This window comes from Shewanella sp. BJSY2023SW005, assembly GCF_047314585.1.
Lineage (GTDB): Bacteria > Pseudomonadota > Gammaproteobacteria > Enterobacterales > Shewanellaceae > Shewanella > Shewanella algae.
This window is the reverse complement of record NZ_JBKORJ010000026.1, coordinates 23,954-39,407: the sequence shown is the minus strand read 5'-3', so window position 1 is coordinate 39,407 and position 15,454 is coordinate 23,954. Positions and strand designations below refer to the sequence as shown.

At 56.4% G+C, this 15,454-nt stretch carries 13 protein-coding genes, 1 pseudogene and 1 riboswitch; of the genes and pseudogenes, 7 read left to right on the top strand and 7 right to left on the bottom strand.

Annotation, left to right across the window (positions count from 1 at the left end; genetic code table 11):
- Positions 1–20: 20 nt before the first annotated feature.
- Positions 21–1,445: a 30S ribosomal protein S12 methylthiotransferase RimO gene (gene rimO / locus ACMHXI_RS07920; protein WP_039033558.1), complete on the bottom strand. Its 1,425-nt coding sequence runs from the start codon at positions 1,443–1,445 to the stop codon at positions 21–23.
- 38 nt (positions 1,446–1,483) lie between these two features.
- Between rimO and ACMHXI_RS07915 the strand changes: the two genes are divergently transcribed.
- The 3 genes from ACMHXI_RS07915 (at position 1,484) to ACMHXI_RS07905 (ending at position 3,045) form a co-directional block, all read left to right on the top strand.
- Positions 1,484–1,684: a hypothetical protein gene (locus tag ACMHXI_RS07915; RefSeq protein WP_144226236.1), complete on the top strand. Its 201-nt coding sequence runs from the start codon at positions 1,484–1,486 to the stop codon at positions 1,682–1,684.
- Positions 1,681–2,388 (top strand): oxidative stress defense protein, encoded by a 708-nt coding sequence (locus tag ACMHXI_RS07910; RefSeq protein WP_025889598.1) that lies wholly within the window; start codon positions 1,681–1,683, stop codon positions 2,386–2,388. The genes ACMHXI_RS07915 and ACMHXI_RS07910 overlap by 4 nt, the downstream gene beginning before the upstream one ends.
- Positions 2,389–2,601: 213 nt before the next feature.
- Positions 2,602–3,045, top strand: a complete 444-nt coding sequence (locus ACMHXI_RS07905) for a hypothetical protein (protein ID WP_025889600.1) — start codon at positions 2,602–2,604, stop codon at positions 3,043–3,045.
- A gap of 72 nt (positions 3,046–3,117) precedes the next feature.
- On the opposite strand, the gene ACMHXI_RS07900 is transcribed toward ACMHXI_RS07905, so the two are convergent.
- On the bottom strand, positions 3,118–3,945 hold the full coding sequence (locus ACMHXI_RS07900; RefSeq protein ID WP_144134080.1) for a 5'-methylthioadenosine/S-adenosylhomocysteine nucleosidase: 828 nt from the start codon (positions 3,943–3,945) through the stop codon (positions 3,118–3,120).
- A 212-nt stretch (positions 3,946–4,157) separates the two neighbouring features.
- Positions 4,158–4,329, top strand: a riboswitch (Lysine riboswitch).
- An 82-nt stretch (positions 4,330–4,411) separates the two neighbouring features.
- On the opposite strand from ACMHXI_RS07900, the gene ACMHXI_RS07895 reads away from it, so the two are divergent.
- Positions 4,412–5,992: a Na+/H+ antiporter NhaC family protein gene (locus ACMHXI_RS07895; protein ID WP_025010211.1), complete on the top strand. Its 1,581-nt coding sequence runs from the start codon at positions 4,412–4,414 to the stop codon at positions 5,990–5,992.
- An 84-nt stretch (positions 5,993–6,076) separates the two neighbouring features.
- Here the strand turns inward: ACMHXI_RS07895 and ACMHXI_RS07890 are convergent, their stop codons facing one another.
- The 3 genes and pseudogenes from ACMHXI_RS07890 to ACMHXI_RS07880 all read right to left on the bottom strand — a co-directional run bounded on the left by ACMHXI_RS07890 (position 6,077) and on the right by ACMHXI_RS07880 (position 8,665).
- Entirely contained in the window at positions 6,077–7,207 is a 1,131-nt protein-coding gene (locus ACMHXI_RS07890) for an HlyD family secretion protein (protein ID WP_044735277.1), read from the bottom strand.
- 311 nt (positions 7,208–7,518) lie between these two features.
- Positions 7,519–7,753: pseudogene (locus tag ACMHXI_RS07885) on the bottom strand (DUF3302 domain-containing protein); the annotation flags it as partial.
- A 390-nt stretch (positions 7,754–8,143) separates the two neighbouring features.
- A complete protein-coding gene (locus ACMHXI_RS07880) occupies positions 8,144–8,665 on the bottom strand; it encodes an N-acetyltransferase family protein (protein ID WP_411393785.1) in 522 nt (173 codons plus the stop codon).
- A gap of 208 nt (positions 8,666–8,873) precedes the next feature.
- On the opposite strand from ACMHXI_RS07880, the gene ACMHXI_RS07875 reads away from it, so the two are divergent.
- On the top strand, positions 8,874–9,257 hold the full coding sequence (locus ACMHXI_RS07875; RefSeq protein ID WP_025010208.1) for a hypothetical protein: 384 nt from the start codon (positions 8,874–8,876) through the stop codon (positions 9,255–9,257).
- A 7-nt stretch (positions 9,258–9,264) separates the two neighbouring features.
- Here ACMHXI_RS07875 and ACMHXI_RS07870 read toward each other — a convergent pair whose 3' ends face one another.
- Entirely contained in the window at positions 9,265–11,157 is a 1,893-nt protein-coding gene (locus tag ACMHXI_RS07870; protein WP_208143169.1) for an alkaline phosphatase D family protein, read from the bottom strand.
- A gap of 224 nt (positions 11,158–11,381) precedes the next feature.
- On the opposite strand from ACMHXI_RS07870, the gene ACMHXI_RS07865 reads away from it, so the two are divergent.
- Entirely contained in the window at positions 11,382–12,674 is a 1,293-nt protein-coding gene (locus tag ACMHXI_RS07865; protein ID WP_413734611.1) for an ATP-binding protein, read from the top strand.
- Complete coding sequence (locus ACMHXI_RS07860) at positions 12,671–13,201, top strand: response regulator transcription factor (protein ID WP_025010206.1); 531 nt, start codon at positions 12,671–12,673, stop codon at positions 13,199–13,201. Before ACMHXI_RS07865 ends, ACMHXI_RS07860 begins: the two co-directional genes overlap by 4 nt.
- 118 nt (positions 13,202–13,319) lie before the next feature.
- Here the strand turns inward: ACMHXI_RS07860 and ACMHXI_RS07855 are convergent, their stop codons facing one another.
- Positions 13,320–15,365, bottom strand: a complete 2,046-nt coding sequence (locus ACMHXI_RS07855) for a TonB-dependent receptor (protein ID WP_101058406.1) — start codon at positions 15,363–15,365, stop codon at positions 13,320–13,322.
- Positions 15,366–15,454: the final 89 nt, after the last annotated feature.

Genomic DNA, 15,454 nt, shown 5'->3' with positions numbered 1-15,454 from the left:
AACCAAGGTGTTGGGAGAGTTTATTCCGGCATCTGCACCAGTTCGGCCCACAGATCGTGCTCATCAGAATGAGTGATCAGTGCACGTACCATGTCCCCTGGGCTCAGTTCCACTTCCCCGTTGAGGAATACCATGCCGTCGATTTCAGGCGCATCGGCATAGCAGCGGCCAATGGCGCCTTCCTCGTCCACATCATCGATAAGGACATCCAGCTCACGGCCTACCAGGCGTGCCAGCCGCTCGGCACTGATCTCGGCCTGCACCTGCATGAAACGCTCATAGCGGTCCTGCTTGACCTCTTCACTGATAAGCTCTGCCAAGGTATTGGCCACGGCGCCATCGACTTCCGAGTACTTGAAGCAGCCCACTCGGTCCAGCCGAGCTTCACGCAGGAAGTCCAGCAGGATTTCGAAGTCCTCTTCGGTTTCACCGGGGAAGCCAACGATAAAGGTTGAGCGGATCACCAGATCCGGGCAGATTTCTCGCCATTTCTTGATGGCGTCCAACTGGCGGTCGACCCGGCCGGGGCGCTTCATCATCTTGAGCACACGAGGGCTGGCGTGCTGCAGTGGCAGATCCAGATAGGGCAGGATCAGTCCTTCGGCCATCAGCGGGATCAGCTCATCGACCCAAGGGTAAGGGTAGACATAGTGCAGGCGTACCCACACACCCATCTTGCCCAGATGGCGGGCCAGGGTAGTGATATCCTGCTTCACCGGCATGCCGTTCCAGAAGTCGGTGCGACCGCCCTTGTCTTTGCCGTAGGCCGAGGTGTCCTGGCTGACGACCAGAATCTCCTGAACGCCGCTTTCCACCAGGCGTTTGGCTTCATCCAGCACGCTGCCGACACTGCGGCTGTCCAGATCGCCCCTCAGCGCCGGAATGATGCAGAAGGTACAGCGGTTGTCGCAGCCTTCGGAAATCTTCAGGTAGGCATAATGCTTGGGGGTCAGCTTAACGCCGGCTTGCGGGATCAGCGAGGTAAAGGGGTTGTGCTCTGGCTTGGGCACATATTTGTGCACATGGTTCAGTACGGCTTCATAGCTGTGGGGGCCGGTGATCTCCAGTACATCCGGATGCACTTCGCGGATCTGGTTTTCCTTGGCGCCCAGGCAGCCGGTGACTATCACCTTGCCGTTTTCTTCCAGCGCTTCACGCACGGCATCCAGCGACTCTTCCACCGCGGCATCAATAAAGCCACAGGTGTTGACTATTACCAGGTCGGCATTGTCATAGCTGTTGGTAACCTCATAGCCGTCGATGCGCAGTTGGGTGAGGATCCGCTCGGAATCCACCAGGTTCTTGGGGCAGCCCAGGCTGACAAAGCCGATGCGATTGCCGCTGGTTTGGGCCTCGGCAGGGCTGTTTTCCTGTGCCAGAGTCTTGGCCGGAGTGTCCAGAGTCGTGGTCTGCTTGGGATCAAAAATGTCGACTGATTTCTTCAAGAGCTGTTTTCCGCAATGCTAAAGCTGATGGAGCACGCTTGGGTGCCGGTAAAATTGGCGGCGATTATACCTCAGCCATAGAAAAGGTACAGTTGGGCTGGTTAATTTATGTTCTATGTAGCCATCTCGGTTGCCGCTTCAAAACGTCGTTGAAAAATTTTTTGATTTTTTTAACCCTTTTGTCAGCTGGCTGCGTTTCTATGGTCAACGAAAGCGAACTTTTTGGAGAACCAAGATGAAAAAATCTCTGCTGAATCTGGCGCTGATAGGCGCACTGTTACCCGCTACTCTGATGAGCCACTCGGTACTGGCTCAGGATAGACCTCTGCTGGAAACTACAGGCGTCAGCCAGATACAGGTTGAGCCCGATATGGCCGAAATCAATGTTGAAGTGTCATTAAGCGAATCTGATGCCAAGGCGGCCAAGGCCGCATCCGACAAGGCGGTGGCCGCTTTTATCGAGCGCCTGCTCAAGGCCGGGGTTGCCAAGGAGTCGATTGCAGCCGCCAATCTGAATCTGCAACCTGAGTATGTTTACCTCAAGGACAAGGCGCCCGAGCTCAAGGGGTATCGCGCCAGTCGCAGTGTGACCGTGTTGGTGAAACAGTTGGATCAGCTCAACCCCATACTGGACTCGGCGCTAATAGGCGGGATCAACAAGGTGAACCAGATCAACCTCAAGTCCAGTAAAGAAGCCGAGATGCGCAAGCAGGCGCGGCAGGCGGCCATTGAAGATGCCAAGCAAAAGGCCAGTGAGTTGGCGGCCGGATTCGGCGAGAAACTCGATGGCGTCTGGTCGATTCGTTATTTCGACCAAGGCCCGGTGCGTCCTGTGATGTACAAGGCCGCCATGATGGCTGAAGGCGCTATCAACCAGAGCTATGAGTATGGCCAGGTAACTTTCTCCGACAGGGTCGAGGTCAGCTACAAGCTGCGTGACTGAACCCAAGTTATCCTGTCTGACAGTTATTATGCGGGCCCCCTGGTGGTGCCCGCATTGTTTGTTTTATCTGCCAATATCGCTTGTTTGATGTTGGTGAGTTGTAGGTGATTTTGAAACAGCAGATACAATTTGTTGCTCCTTTGAGGCAGTCTCTGGACGCTTTTTATGCTTGAATGAGCCAGAGCCAATCAATCTTGCATAAGGAGTGTGCCGATGAAATTGACCCGTCTGACACTACTGGGAATAGGTTTATTCAGCCTGGTCGCCAGCCCATCAACCGTATTCGCCAATGTTACAGCGCAAGTCGGAAAGACCCACAAACAACGACTCTGCCTGGTGAATGAGACGGAATACACTGTGCCCGGCAGCGAGATCCAATCCCAAATTAATGACAAGGATTTCGATACGGGTTTGCAGGTGTTTATTCGGTATCGCGGCCAGAGCTGTGCCGAGAGCAAGCAGACTTTTGCCAGCCTGTCATTGCCGGAGCCAGAGTCACCAACGATGGATGACTACCGCTTGGTTATCCAGCGAAAACAAGCACCCGAGTCGGAAACCAAGGTTTGGGAATACCGTTACCAGCAAGGCTATTCGAAACTGGGCTGGCAGACACTGGCCAAAGAGGTGGAGGCCATTTTCTTATCGCCGGCGAGCTAGCTTAAGATGAGGGCCTGAAAAACAAAAGCCGGTGGACAATATCACCGGCTTTTACTTTGAAGTCCTCGAAACTTATTTACCTTCCAAACCTGCGATCAACTTCTTGGTGTACTCAATGACAAACTGCTGACAGTGGATAGCGGTTTGTGGCTCAAACTCTTCGCCGTGCAGGTCGGTATTGGAGAGTACCCGAATCCCGATAAAAGGGATCTCATATGCCTTGGCAACCAGGGCGGCCGCAGCGGTTTCCATCTCTTCGGCCGAGGTTTGATAAGTTTGGTGCAGCCACTCGATGCGGTCGACTTCGCGGTTCCACTCATCGGCACTGCCGATCACGCCGGTCACTACCTTGCCATGGCGATAAGCTGACGCCAGTTGTTGTCCCAGAGCCAGCAGCTTGGGATCGGCATCAAAGCGCTTGTGTTCCACCAGCTTGCCATCCTGACGCAAACGCATGGTGACATCGAAGTTATGCCAGCGTTTGGGATCTATGCCTTGGCCTTTGGGGTGTAGATCGCTGCGATAGGAACCCATATTGAAGCTGTATTTCCCCAGCACTATGTCGCCGCGGTGCAGCGCCGGGTCGTGGCCGCCGGAAGTGCCCTGGTTGATGATAAAACCAGGTTGAAATTTTTCTATCGCCAGCGTGGTGGAGGCGGCGGCATTGGCCATACCTATTTCGGTGCGGGACACTATGACAGGATAGCCATCCACAGTGCCTTGCCAGAAAGTCCAGGAACCAAGAGTTGTCTGTTTGGGGTCTTTCAGGGCCTGAACCAGGGTGTCGACTTCGACATCCATGGCGCCTTGCAGCAGTATAGGTGCCCGGGTGGGCGTTGCCATGGAATGGCTGGAGAACAAGGCACAGAGTGCCACACAAAAACGTTGTAACAGAGTCATTTGCACACCTTTAATTGTTATTTCAGTGTCGCGGTAGGGGAGGGCGATCCTAGGTGCAGCTGTGGTTGCCGTCAACAGCCGGAGCTGGCATTTGCGAGCCCAGACATGAGTCACTTGCCAAAGGCTTAATGCCAACCGGGCGGGATATTTACCGCCAGAGGCACAATCTGGCTTGCTATTGGGGCCGTGATAGTTAGAATGCCAGTCGAATACCTTTGAGTAGAGGCGCGCTGCCTAAGAGTAACCGGGAAGAGGGTGATGCCTTTGAGGCCCGGGGAAAGGAGTCGGCGCCGAAGTAGCCAGGTCATCAAACCTAGCTGCTGGTTCTGTATCTAACAGGTGCAGGACTGCCATAGTCATCCACTATGGAGCGCTACCTGAAGGAGCTGAGAAGTTTCTGCCCTCCTTGGTCTGAGTTTCTTCGATCCTATCGGTAGATCTCCACCTTCTTTGGTGTAAAGAGATCATGAATATCATGCATTTTGCGGACTCTCCCTGGTCCATAGTTCCTCCTCTGCTGGCGGTTGCGCTGGCGATCATCACCCGTAGAGTACTGCTCTCCCTCGGGGTTGGCATAGTCGCCGGCAGCCTGATGTTACAGCAGTTTTCACCGCTGCAATCGCTGCGCTACCTGTTTGACAGTGTGCTGAAAATCTTCTGGGTCGATGGTGCTCCCAACAGCGATAACCTGAATATGCTGCTGTTTATGCTGCTGCTGGGTGGGCTTATCAGCTTGATGACCGCCTCGGGGGCGACCCGGGCCTTCGCCGAATGGGCCGCCAGGCGCTGCCAGAGCCGCAAGAGCGCCAAGTCGCTCACCGGCTTGATGGTGTTTGCCTTCTTTATTGACGACTTCTTCCACAGTCTGTCGGTGGGGCCCATTTGCCGCCCTGTGACCGACAGATTCCAGATCTCCCGCGCCAAGTTGGCCTATCTGCTGGACTCAACCGCGGCACCCGTGTGCGTATTGATGCCCATCTCCTCTTGGGGGGCCTATATCATCGCCCTGGTGGGCGGCATACTCGTGGCCCATGGGGTGACAGAGCAGAGCCCGATCGCCGCCTTTGTGCAGATGATCCCCATGAATCTCTATGCGGTATTTACCCTGATCATGGTGGTGGTAGTCATCGCCTTCCAACTGGATATTGGGCCGATGCGACAGCATGAGCAGCGGGCGCTCGAAGGCAAGCTCTGGGATGAATCCAAGGGCCGGCCAATAGGGCTGGATATGGAAGCCCCGGCCGACAGCCGCGGCGGCATGCTGGATATGGTGTTGCCGATAGTGACACTGACGGCGGCGAGTATCTATTTCATGCTGGACTCCGGGGCCCAGGTATTGGCCGCCAATGGTCAGGCCTTCAGCGTGCTGGGCGCCTTTGAACATACCAATGTGGGTTCGTCTTTGGTTTACGGCGCCCTTTGCAGCCTGGCGGTGTCTGGCCTGTTGGCTCTGCGCCTCGGCCTTGGGATATCCACTTGGCTGCGTGCTGCCCCCAGAGGGGTCATGGCCATGTTGCCGGCGATCAACATACTGCTGTTTGCCTGGACCATAGGCGCCGTGGTGCGTGACATGGAAACCGGCAAATATCTCGCCAGCCTGGCCAACGGCAACCTGCCCACAGGGCTGCTGCCTGTGGTGGTGTTTGTGCTCTCCTGCGCCATGGCCTTTGCCACAGGCACCAGCTGGGGCACTTTCGGTATCATGTTGCCACTCGCCGGTGATATGGCCGCCGCCAGCGATATCCAACTTCTGCTGCCCATGCTGTCGGCTGTGTTGGCCGGCGCTGTGTTTGGCGACCACAGTTCGCCCATATCCAGCACCAGTATTCTGTCGGCCACCGGCGCCGGCTGTCACCATATAGATCATGTGCTGACCCAGTTGCCTTATGCCCTGACCGTCGCCTTCGGGGCGGCGCTGGGGTATCTGGCCATGGGGCTGCTGCATTCCACCCTGGCCGGTTTCCTGGTGAGTGCCGCTTGGTTTGCACTCTTCTGCCTCTATCACGCCAGGCGCTTCCAGGCGGCTCCCGAGGCCGCTATCGGCTGAGGCTGAGATAGGATACAAAAAAGCCCCGGGAGTGTTCCTGGGGCATTTTACTCTTGCCAAAGGCTTGCGTGTCGATAAGGAATATCAGTGATCCAGATAGAGATAGTTCTGCCAGCTTTTCATCCTTATCAATACCTTACGCATGATTGACACATGCTCAAAGCTGTCGGAGTAGATGGCGATCTCCACATTGGTACCCAGAGGTAAATGATACTGACTCAGATCATCCAGCGGCTTGAGTTTCACCAGTGGTCGGCCGTTGAGGCGAATTTGTGACGAGCCATAGAGCTGCCCCTGCGCCTGCACCTGAGATTCACCTATGGCCGGCAGCACTTCGATCACTTCGGCTTGAAACACCTTGCCCGGCAGGGCGCGGAAGATCAGCTCGGCCTTGAAACCGGGTTTCAGCCGCAGCAGCGAGTTTTGCCTAAAGGCGCCGACAAAAAAGCGCTCCTCTTGATGGACAAAGGTCATCACAGGCCTGAGGGGCATGGGCACCACCATCATTCCCGGTCTCAGGGTCAACTGGGTCACATAACCGTCTGAGGGGGCGCGCATGCTGGTTTCCTCCAGATTGAATCTGGCTTTTTCCAACATGGCGGCAATTTCGGCCACCTGGGTGTTTTGCCCCTGATACTCGGCTTCCAGTGCCAGCTTGGCGCGCCGGGCTTCGGCCTCGGCCGCCTCTACTGAGGCCTGGGCGCCGAGATAGTACTGACGACGGTTGTCGACATCGGCGCGGGTAAAGGCGCCTTTTTCAAAACCGCTGCGGTAGCGCTCATATTCCAGTTGGGTTCTGTCCCGTTCGGCCTCGGCCTTGATGCGACTGGCCTCGGCGGCCTTATAGGCGGCGTCCAGACCCAATACCGCCTGTTTGGCCTGCTCCAGGCTGGCCTCCAGCCGGGTGACTTCTGTCTGATAAGGAGTCGGATCGACCCGGAACAGCAGCTCGCCCTCCTTCAGCAGTTTGTTGGGGATGACGGGCACTTCTATGACCTTGCCGCGCACCGAGGGGATCAGCGGGGTGGTGACATACATCTGGCTGCCCATGGCGGTATGGGGATGGTTGTAGTTCATCAACAAAATCAAGGTGCCTATCAGTACTACTCCGCCGAGCACGGCGGTAGGCACACTCCACTTGTTGAGCGGGATGCGGAAAATCTTGAAGATGGCGACGCAGATGGCGGTATAAGTGAGGATAAGCAAGAGATCCATTTATCTGTTCTCCCCATTTTTGTTATTGCTCTGGCTCTGATTATCTGTAGCTGGAATGTCGGCCGAGTCTGTTGCCGTATCCAAGTCCACGCCGCTGGTGGGCTTGGGGTTGACTACGGGCTCTTCTGAAGATGTTTGGACTTGGGTTGGGGCTTGGCTTTGGACTTGGACTTGGGCACTCGACGCTGCAAGGGCCTCTGTGGCGGCGTGCTTTTGGGCTTCCAGGGCGGCGACTTTTTCACTCAATAGTTCCAACTGCTGCGCCAAGAGTACGGTTTCATGGTGCAGTGATTGCTGCTCCTGTTGGATTTTGTCAAAGCCCCAACCCCTGTCCTCGCGCCAGAGTGTGGCCCAGATCCACAGAAACGGCCACAGCACATGCAGGGTAAACAGGCTCACCCAGCCGGCATAGTGAATAGCGTCCTGATGGGGGTGGTTGCGTTTCTTGGCCAGCTCGTAGGGGATGTCGTGGATCACTATCACCCCGTAGAAGATCACCAGGGCGACAAAGATCAGCAGCCCCAGTGCGATATAATCCAGTGTCATCTAATCGGGTTCCCTTATTCGCAAATACGCTTGAATAAGTGTAGATGGCCGCTGGCGGATTGCCCGGGAATGATGATTTTTTTCAGGGGCATAAGACGAAAATTGACTCGTGCCCGAAAGGGGGAGGGAAGGTGCGAACAAGTCCTCGTGGCACTCTGGCTTACACAGCAATTGGCGTTCAAGGCATCTGACTGAAGGCATGCCGGGGCCTGTCGAAGTCGGATAACGCAGAGAGCCGGTTGCTGAGCAAGCCCCGAAGGGCGTGGCTTACAAGCCTGCCTGCTGTGTTGTGCTTCTTGCAAAGGACTAGGGCCATTTGTTGCGAACCACGCCTTGCATCCAGGCCTGTAAGCCGACGCAGAGCACACATGGGACTTATTCGCACCTTCCTTAGTTCTCTTTGGGCTCGCCAGGTCCCGGCAGCATAAGCTGATAAAACGCCAAATCCAGCCAGCGGCCGAACTTATAACCCACCTGGGGCAGGGTGCCTGAGTGCTTGAACCCCAACTTCAGGTGCAGGGCAATACTGGCCTGGTTTCCGGCATCTATGGCGCCCACCATGGTGCGCATGCCGCGCTCCTGGGCCTGGGTTATCAAATGCTGCATCAGAAAGCGCGCCACCCCTTTGCCTCTATGCTCCGGGTGCACATACACAGAGTGTTCCACCGAGTAGAGGTTGGCCGGATAGCCGCGAAACGGGCCTAAGCTGGCAAATCCCAACAGTTGCCCCTGCTCATCCTCGGCGCCCAGAATTGGCCAACTGCCTTGCTGTTTGGCGCCGAACCAATCGCGGATCTGCTGTTCGCTCCTTGGCTGGTATTCATAAAGGGCTGTGGTATGGGCAATGGCATGGTTGAAGATGGCGCGTATCGCTTCGCCATGTTGCTCAAGTTGGCAGTGACACAGATGCATCTTAGGCTCCCAAGGTGGTTTCGCCTGAGTATGCCACAAGCCGGGCAACGCGCCATTACTTCAATGGGAACATATGAATTGGAGCAGGTAGCCATTCAGTGTGTTGTATTGCAGTCGAGAGGTGGGTGCTGTACTTGCTAGAGATGGTTAACATTAGCCAAAGTAACAGTTATTTTGATTGTATTAGGTCAATAAAAGGATGTGACAAATGAAAGTGGAGCAAAGGAGTCGTAAAGCCAGAGAAGTACATGCGGAAACCTTAATTAAAATAAGTACTAATCTGTTGACTGCTTTTGGTGTAACCATATTGATCTTGCCCTTGTCCGGTTTGGCCGGTATCGCGATCAAGAGCGGTGATACCGCTGAGCTTTGGGATCTGTTCCTTAAGTTGTTTGGCTCTTGGTATGGTGTTGTGGTGATTGCACTGGAGTTGCTGATAGGTTACATCGTGCTTTCTTTCCGTGATAGGGCGCTGGATGTCTATGATGAGCTTTATCCAGACGCCTGTGCCTCGGAAGTTGTCAAGGAGACGATAACCACTCCTGATATCAATCCGCCGAAAACGACTCCAAAGGCAGGTGAGCAAGCTTGAGCCTTTGTCAGTCGCGGCTCTCTTTGGGCGCTTGAAACTCGGTCAGGCTCATATCGGCATGCAGTACGGCTATCCGCTGGGGGGCGCCGTTTTCTGCCAGTTCCAGGAGGCCGATACCGCTTTGGTTGACCAGGCGTTTGCTGCGTTCCCCATTGGGGCGGCGGCCGCGGATCGACATACGTTTGCGTTTGGTCAGCAGATTGAGCGGCGAGAAATGACCATAGAGCCAGCCGTTGAGCTTATCAAACACAGGCAGCAGCTTTTCCGGGAACTGATTTTTGATGCCGCTGGCGGTGATCTGGTAGATGTTGGGACTGGCACGGCGAAAGCGGATCCCTATGTCATAAGCAAAGGAGTAATGCACATCGCCGGAGAGGATCACAAACTCCTGCGGGGTACGTCTGTGCATGAAGATCGACAGCAGCGCGTTGGCGGCGCCAGGGTGCGCCATCCAGTTTTCGGCGTCCACCAGCAGCGAAGCTCCTATCAGGGTGGCCGTGCGCTGCACCGCCTCAATCAGTTTGACCCCGAAAATCGGTGCCGCCGACACTATGATGACCTTATCCTGCCCCAGCAGTGCCTGCTGAAGATCCATCAGCGCCTCCCAATCCATCAACCCGGAAGGCTTGGCCAGGTTGGATTCGCTGCGCCAGCGGCGGGTACGGGTATCCAGTACCACCATTCTGGGTTGAGTATCCAGGGTGTAGTGCCAGTTCTCACACTTGAGCAGCTTGTCTATCAGGGCATCCTGGCGCTCACTGTCGGCCAGATAGAGGCCGCTCAGATCTTCGAAAAAGTCGGTAAACCTCTTGGGTTGATTGCCGAGAGCCTGAAACAGGGTGTAACCCAGCAAGGCATTGCCTATGATGCGCTTGGAGAAGGCGTGGCCATAGGCGGCCTCTTCCCAGCGGGCCGTCAGGTTCCAGTCGTCGGTAATGTCATGATCGTCGAAAATCATATAGGTAGGCAGATGCGCCAAAAGGCGCCTAACCTTGCCAAGGCCAGCCTTGAACTCCAACAGATGTTGCCACTGGGCCTGCCACTCCTGTGCCCGTTTACCGCTCAGCCCGGGCAACTGTTGCGGCAGTTCCAGTTGCTGCCACAGTTCCGGCGACCAGATTAAAAGATACAGGGCAGTAACTTCGGCGAAGCTCAGCAGATGGTTTTCTGCCATCGAGGAGGTGAATATGGGGTGGTTGATATACCAGCGCCAGAGTGCTGTCTTGGCCGGATACTGGGTTCGGGGCAAGAGCTGCTTTGGCCGCAGGTAGAGGGAGTCTGGGCCATAATCTATCTGCGCCGAGTCTTTGAGCGGGGCGTCACTAAAGTTCTCCTGTTTCAGTCCCAGCAGCGCTATTACCTGGGCAATAGCCACCAGGGTGGGGCCAGCCACATCATCGACATAGAGCTGATCGCCGCTCAACATCAGCAGCGCCGGTCGCTCGGCAGGGGCATTGTTCTGCTCCAGCAGAGTATCGGCCGCCACCAGTGCGTCGCCGCTGTGATGATGCGGGTTGCGACAGGAGCCGTGCAGCAAACGATCCAGCCTGGGCTGCAGCACCAGTTCGGGGGTGGATTTATCCGGATAACACAGGCCTTCGATATCGGCGAACAGCGACTGACCATCGGCATCTTCCAAGCTGTAACCCACGGCTTGCCCTTGGGGCAGCAATCCGGGAACCTCCAGGTGCAGCAGATACTGCCAGGCATGTTCACCCAGTTGTACTCTGTGCACTTGTTCTTCATTCAACGGCAAGGGCGCCGACTTGTGACTCAACTTAAGCGTCAATTGCGGGCTCAACGGCTTGCTGCTGACCCACCAGAGGGTGAAATGGTCCCGGTCGCAGTGGCGCAATATCGGGCCGGCCAGGATCAGCGGCAAGGAAGAGGAAGTGGTCATCGGCGGGTTCTGCAGCCTCTCAGGAATGAAAAAGGTGAATCCACAGGGTAAACAAGTGCTTTGGCTTTGAAAAGTCCCTAAAATGTGAAGCCTTGTTAATGATGTAAAGCAGCTGTGCCAAGGCGATAGCGGCAAGCATTGATATCCCTGAGTCTTGTGACACCACAGCCAACTTGGCATATCTGCCGCCTCAATGCCTTTGCAGGTTTTCGGATAATAGACGAATGAAAAGCACCCGGATGGGAATGGATGGCATATTTGGTCGAACCGGTGGCCTGGCGGCGGCCGATCAACTGGCGTTGCTGCGGGTTTTGGGGTTGCTGCTGCAACTGGGGCTGACCCTGCTCGGCAGCGATGCCTTTGGCCTGACGCTGCAGCCTGAACCCTTGTGGTGGGTGTTTGGGCTGGAAAGCGCCTATCTGGCCTTGACCCTGTGGCTGCGTCATCCCCTCTATCGCCAGAGTGCCGGTATCTTTATCGCCCTGTTGCTGGATACCCTGTTTTGGATCTCCTGGCTGTGGCTTTCCGGTGGGGCCACAAATGCCTTTATTTCGCTGCTGCTGGTGCCGATTGCGCTGGCGGCGGTCACCTTGCCCGCCTGGGGCAGTTGGAGCCTGGCGGCGCTGTCGACCCTGGCCTACAGCCTGATGATCTTGAGCTTGCCGGAAGGGCATATGCGCCATCACGGCATGGATATGAGCTCTCACTTCCTGGGGATGTGGCTTAACTTCGTGGTGTCGGCACTGGTGTTGACCACCAGTGTCGCTCTGATAAGCCGTCGTCTGCGGCGCCAGGATACCGAGCTTGGTTGGCTGAGGGAAAATCAGCTGCGGCAGGAACAACTGCTGGCGTTGGGCACAGCTTCGGCGCAGATGGCACACCAGTTGGCAACGCCGCTGGCGAGCCTGAGATTACTGCTGGATGAAGCCATGGAAGAGGGCCTGGATGCCGAGGCGCAGGCGCAAATGGGCCAAGCGCTGTCCCGCTGTGAAGTCACTCTCAATGAACTGCGCCGCGCCACCGAATCGATTCGTGAACGTCGCCGCCAGGCCGTGACATTGGCGGCACTGGGGCAAAATATGCGCCAGCAACTCATGCTGTTGATGCCCGAGGTGGATTTCAGCCTCACCCTGCCTGCTGGCCTGACTGAACGTGAAATTATCACAGATGCCAGTCTATTGCCGGCGCTGCTGGCGCTGGTGGATAACGCCGCCAAGGCCAGCCTCAACAATACAGGCGAGCCCAAGGTTGAAATTGGCTTCGACTCCCTCGGTGACACTCGGCTTGAAATTAACATCAAGGATTATGGCCGCGGCATAGAGGCGCATCTCTTGGGCGAGCTTGGGCTGATGCCGGTGGCGAGCCACACAGGTATGGGGGTTGCCGTGCTCTTGAGTCACGCCAGCCTGGAGAAGCTGGGGGGCGAGCTGGTGTTGCACAACGGCCCACAGGGCTGTGAGGCGCGTATCAGTCTGCCCTTATTGCCGGTTTCTGCCGGTAAAGGAGATGCGGCATGAAGCGGTTATTGATAGTTGAAGATGACCTGGCGCTGGCAGCCATTCTGAAGCGGCGTATGCAGCGGCATGATTTCGAGTGCTGCCATGCCGAAGATGCCAGCCAAGCACTGCTCAGCGCCCGTAGCTGGCAACCGAGCCATGTGCTGCTGGATATGAAATTGGCGCAAAGCAACGGCCTCAACCTGATAGTGCCGCTGCGAGCCAGCTTGCCCAAGGCCTGTATTGTGCTGCTAACAGGCTTTGCCAGCATAGCCACTGCGGTGGAGGCGGTGAAACTGGGGGCAGACAACTATCTGGCCAAGCCGGCCGACACCCGGACACTGCTGGCGGCACTCAAAGTCGAGCCTAAATCCCACACGGCTTCATCCTTGCCTGATGAAACCCCGCTGCACCCCAAGCGCTTGGAGTGGGAACATATTCAGCAGGTACTCAATGCCAATAAGGGTAATGTCTCGGCCACCGCCCGCCAGTTGGGAATGCATCGCCGCACCCTGCAACGCAAGCTGGCCAAGAAGCCAGTTGCTTAAAAAAATCCCGGCCTTTCGAGACGAGAAAAGGCCGGGGCAGGTTCAATTGCAGTGGAAATCTCAACGGCCTGCGGGAGCACGGTGAGGATGAACCCTTAAGCGGGCAACCGGGGCGCCCTTAAAAACGGTACTCGCCCATGACCCAGGCGTTGAGACCGGGTTGTGGCAAGCGCTCGCCAACGGCGATATCACCGCCCATTACCCGGTTATAACCGGCGAGATGATCGACATATTCTCTGTCCAGCAGATTATCGACCCCGGCCTTGAGCATAAAGCTGTCACCGCGGTAACCGGCCGCCAGATTCACCAAGCCATAGCCTGCAGTTTCCTGCTCCAGCTGAGTGGCCGAGACCTTATCCTGGGCGGCAACCGCTACTGTCTCCAGGCGGGCAAACCAGCTGCCCTGATCCCAGTTGAGTCCCAGAGTCAGGTTGGGTGGGGCGATACGGTAAAGCTTGTCTTCCACGTCGCGGCGCTCACCATAGGTATAGGCCGCCTGCAGATCCAGGCTCCACTGTTCATGCAACTGCCAGTGGGCGTTGACATCCATGCCGTAGAGCAGGGCATCGGTGTTACTGAATACCAAGGTGTTGGCATCGCCGGCGGCGATAACGGCAGGATCATCCGTGGGCAGGCCCTGAATATAGTTGTCTATCCTTTGGACAAATACCCTAGGGGTCAGGTTGAAATCCTGACGGTGTAAATCCAGCCCCAGCTCCAGTTGCCAGGCGGTTTCCAGATCCAAGTCCATCTGGCCCACATAGGTGCGGCCATCGGCCAGGCCACCGGTGGACTGCATCGGTACCCAGAGATAGCGCTGTTGATAGCTGGCACTGGCCTGTTTACGCGCCAGGCCGATTATGGCATCCAGCTCACTGTCGATTTCAAAGCGGCCGTTGATCACCAAGTCCAGCCCGGTATCGTTTTGGCTGCGATCGGCCTGATTGAATCTGTCCATTAGGGTCTTGATTGCCGGTTTCATGGCCGCCATAGAGTGACTCACGGCATCGGCATCAAACCTGTAGTGTTTCACCCGGCTACCCAGTTGCCAGCTCCAACGACCAAAATCCTGCTGCCATTGGGCGTAGAGGCTGTAAACACTGTCGTTGACACCGTTGAAGTTATCCACCCGGAACTTGCTGTTGCTGGGGTCTGTCACCACAGTGTCGTGCTCGGCATGGCGCCAATCCAAGCCAAATTCCCAGCTGTCTTTCGCCATTTGCCAATGACCGTCGAAACTCTTGGAGTCGGCTATGGTGTAGCGCGGTGCCATGGTAGGCATTTTCATTCGCAGACTGAAGTTGTCCATGCCGTGACGGGCATCGCTGTAGCCCAGATGCCAGCGCGTTTGCCAATCGGCCAGCAGGTGCTCACCACTGAGCTTGAACCTGTCGGTGCGGATATAGTCGATATCCATCGGCAGCGCCGGGGTGGCGGCATCTGTGGTTTCCAGATGCTGGAACGAGAAGGCTATCGACTCATCATCGGCGTTGCTGTCGGCCAGGTTGAACCTGTATTCACCGCCGAACACTTGCTTGTCGTAGACCCCTGGCAGCAGTGGGTGGTTATCGCCGCTTTCGGGCACATCATTGCCCTTGAACAAGTCGCCATACAGCATGAGTGCCTGCCGCTCGCCGCCGAAGTTGCTCTTGACGCCGATGCGGCTCTGCTCGCCATTGTGCTGGTATTGGCCGCTGACCAGGCCGCTGACTTCATCGAAACGTGCCTGGGACTCCACTACCCGGATGCTGCCACCCAAGGTATCGACGCCGCTGGCGACCGGGGCTATGCCGCGATCCAGCTCTAATTGCTCTGTGATCACAGGTACGGCATAACTCAAGGGGGTATCCATGGCGTTGGGACCGGCACCGGCCATGCTCATGCCGCCGACCTGGGTTTCGACTCTATCGCCAAAGAGGCCACGATACTGGGCTATGCCGGTAAGCGGGCCGTTACTGTTGACGTTGGCGCCGGGCAGTGACTTGAGCAGACCACTGATATCGGCCTTGGGCGCGGTGGCTTCAGGCGAGGTCTGCAGCACGCTGCTCTGTACGCTGCCGCGTACCACCAGCACTTCCATGGGAGAATCACTGGCCTTGGCGGCTGAGCCCAGACCGATTATTGGCAGTAAAGCCAGAGCGAGAGGAGAAGGTGAAAAGCGCATATCTTATTGATTTTGGTTGTTTTGAATGACCCATTTTGGGTCTTGTGCGCGGATGGGGCAAAGCTAAACAGCCAAAGTGCGACAAGCTG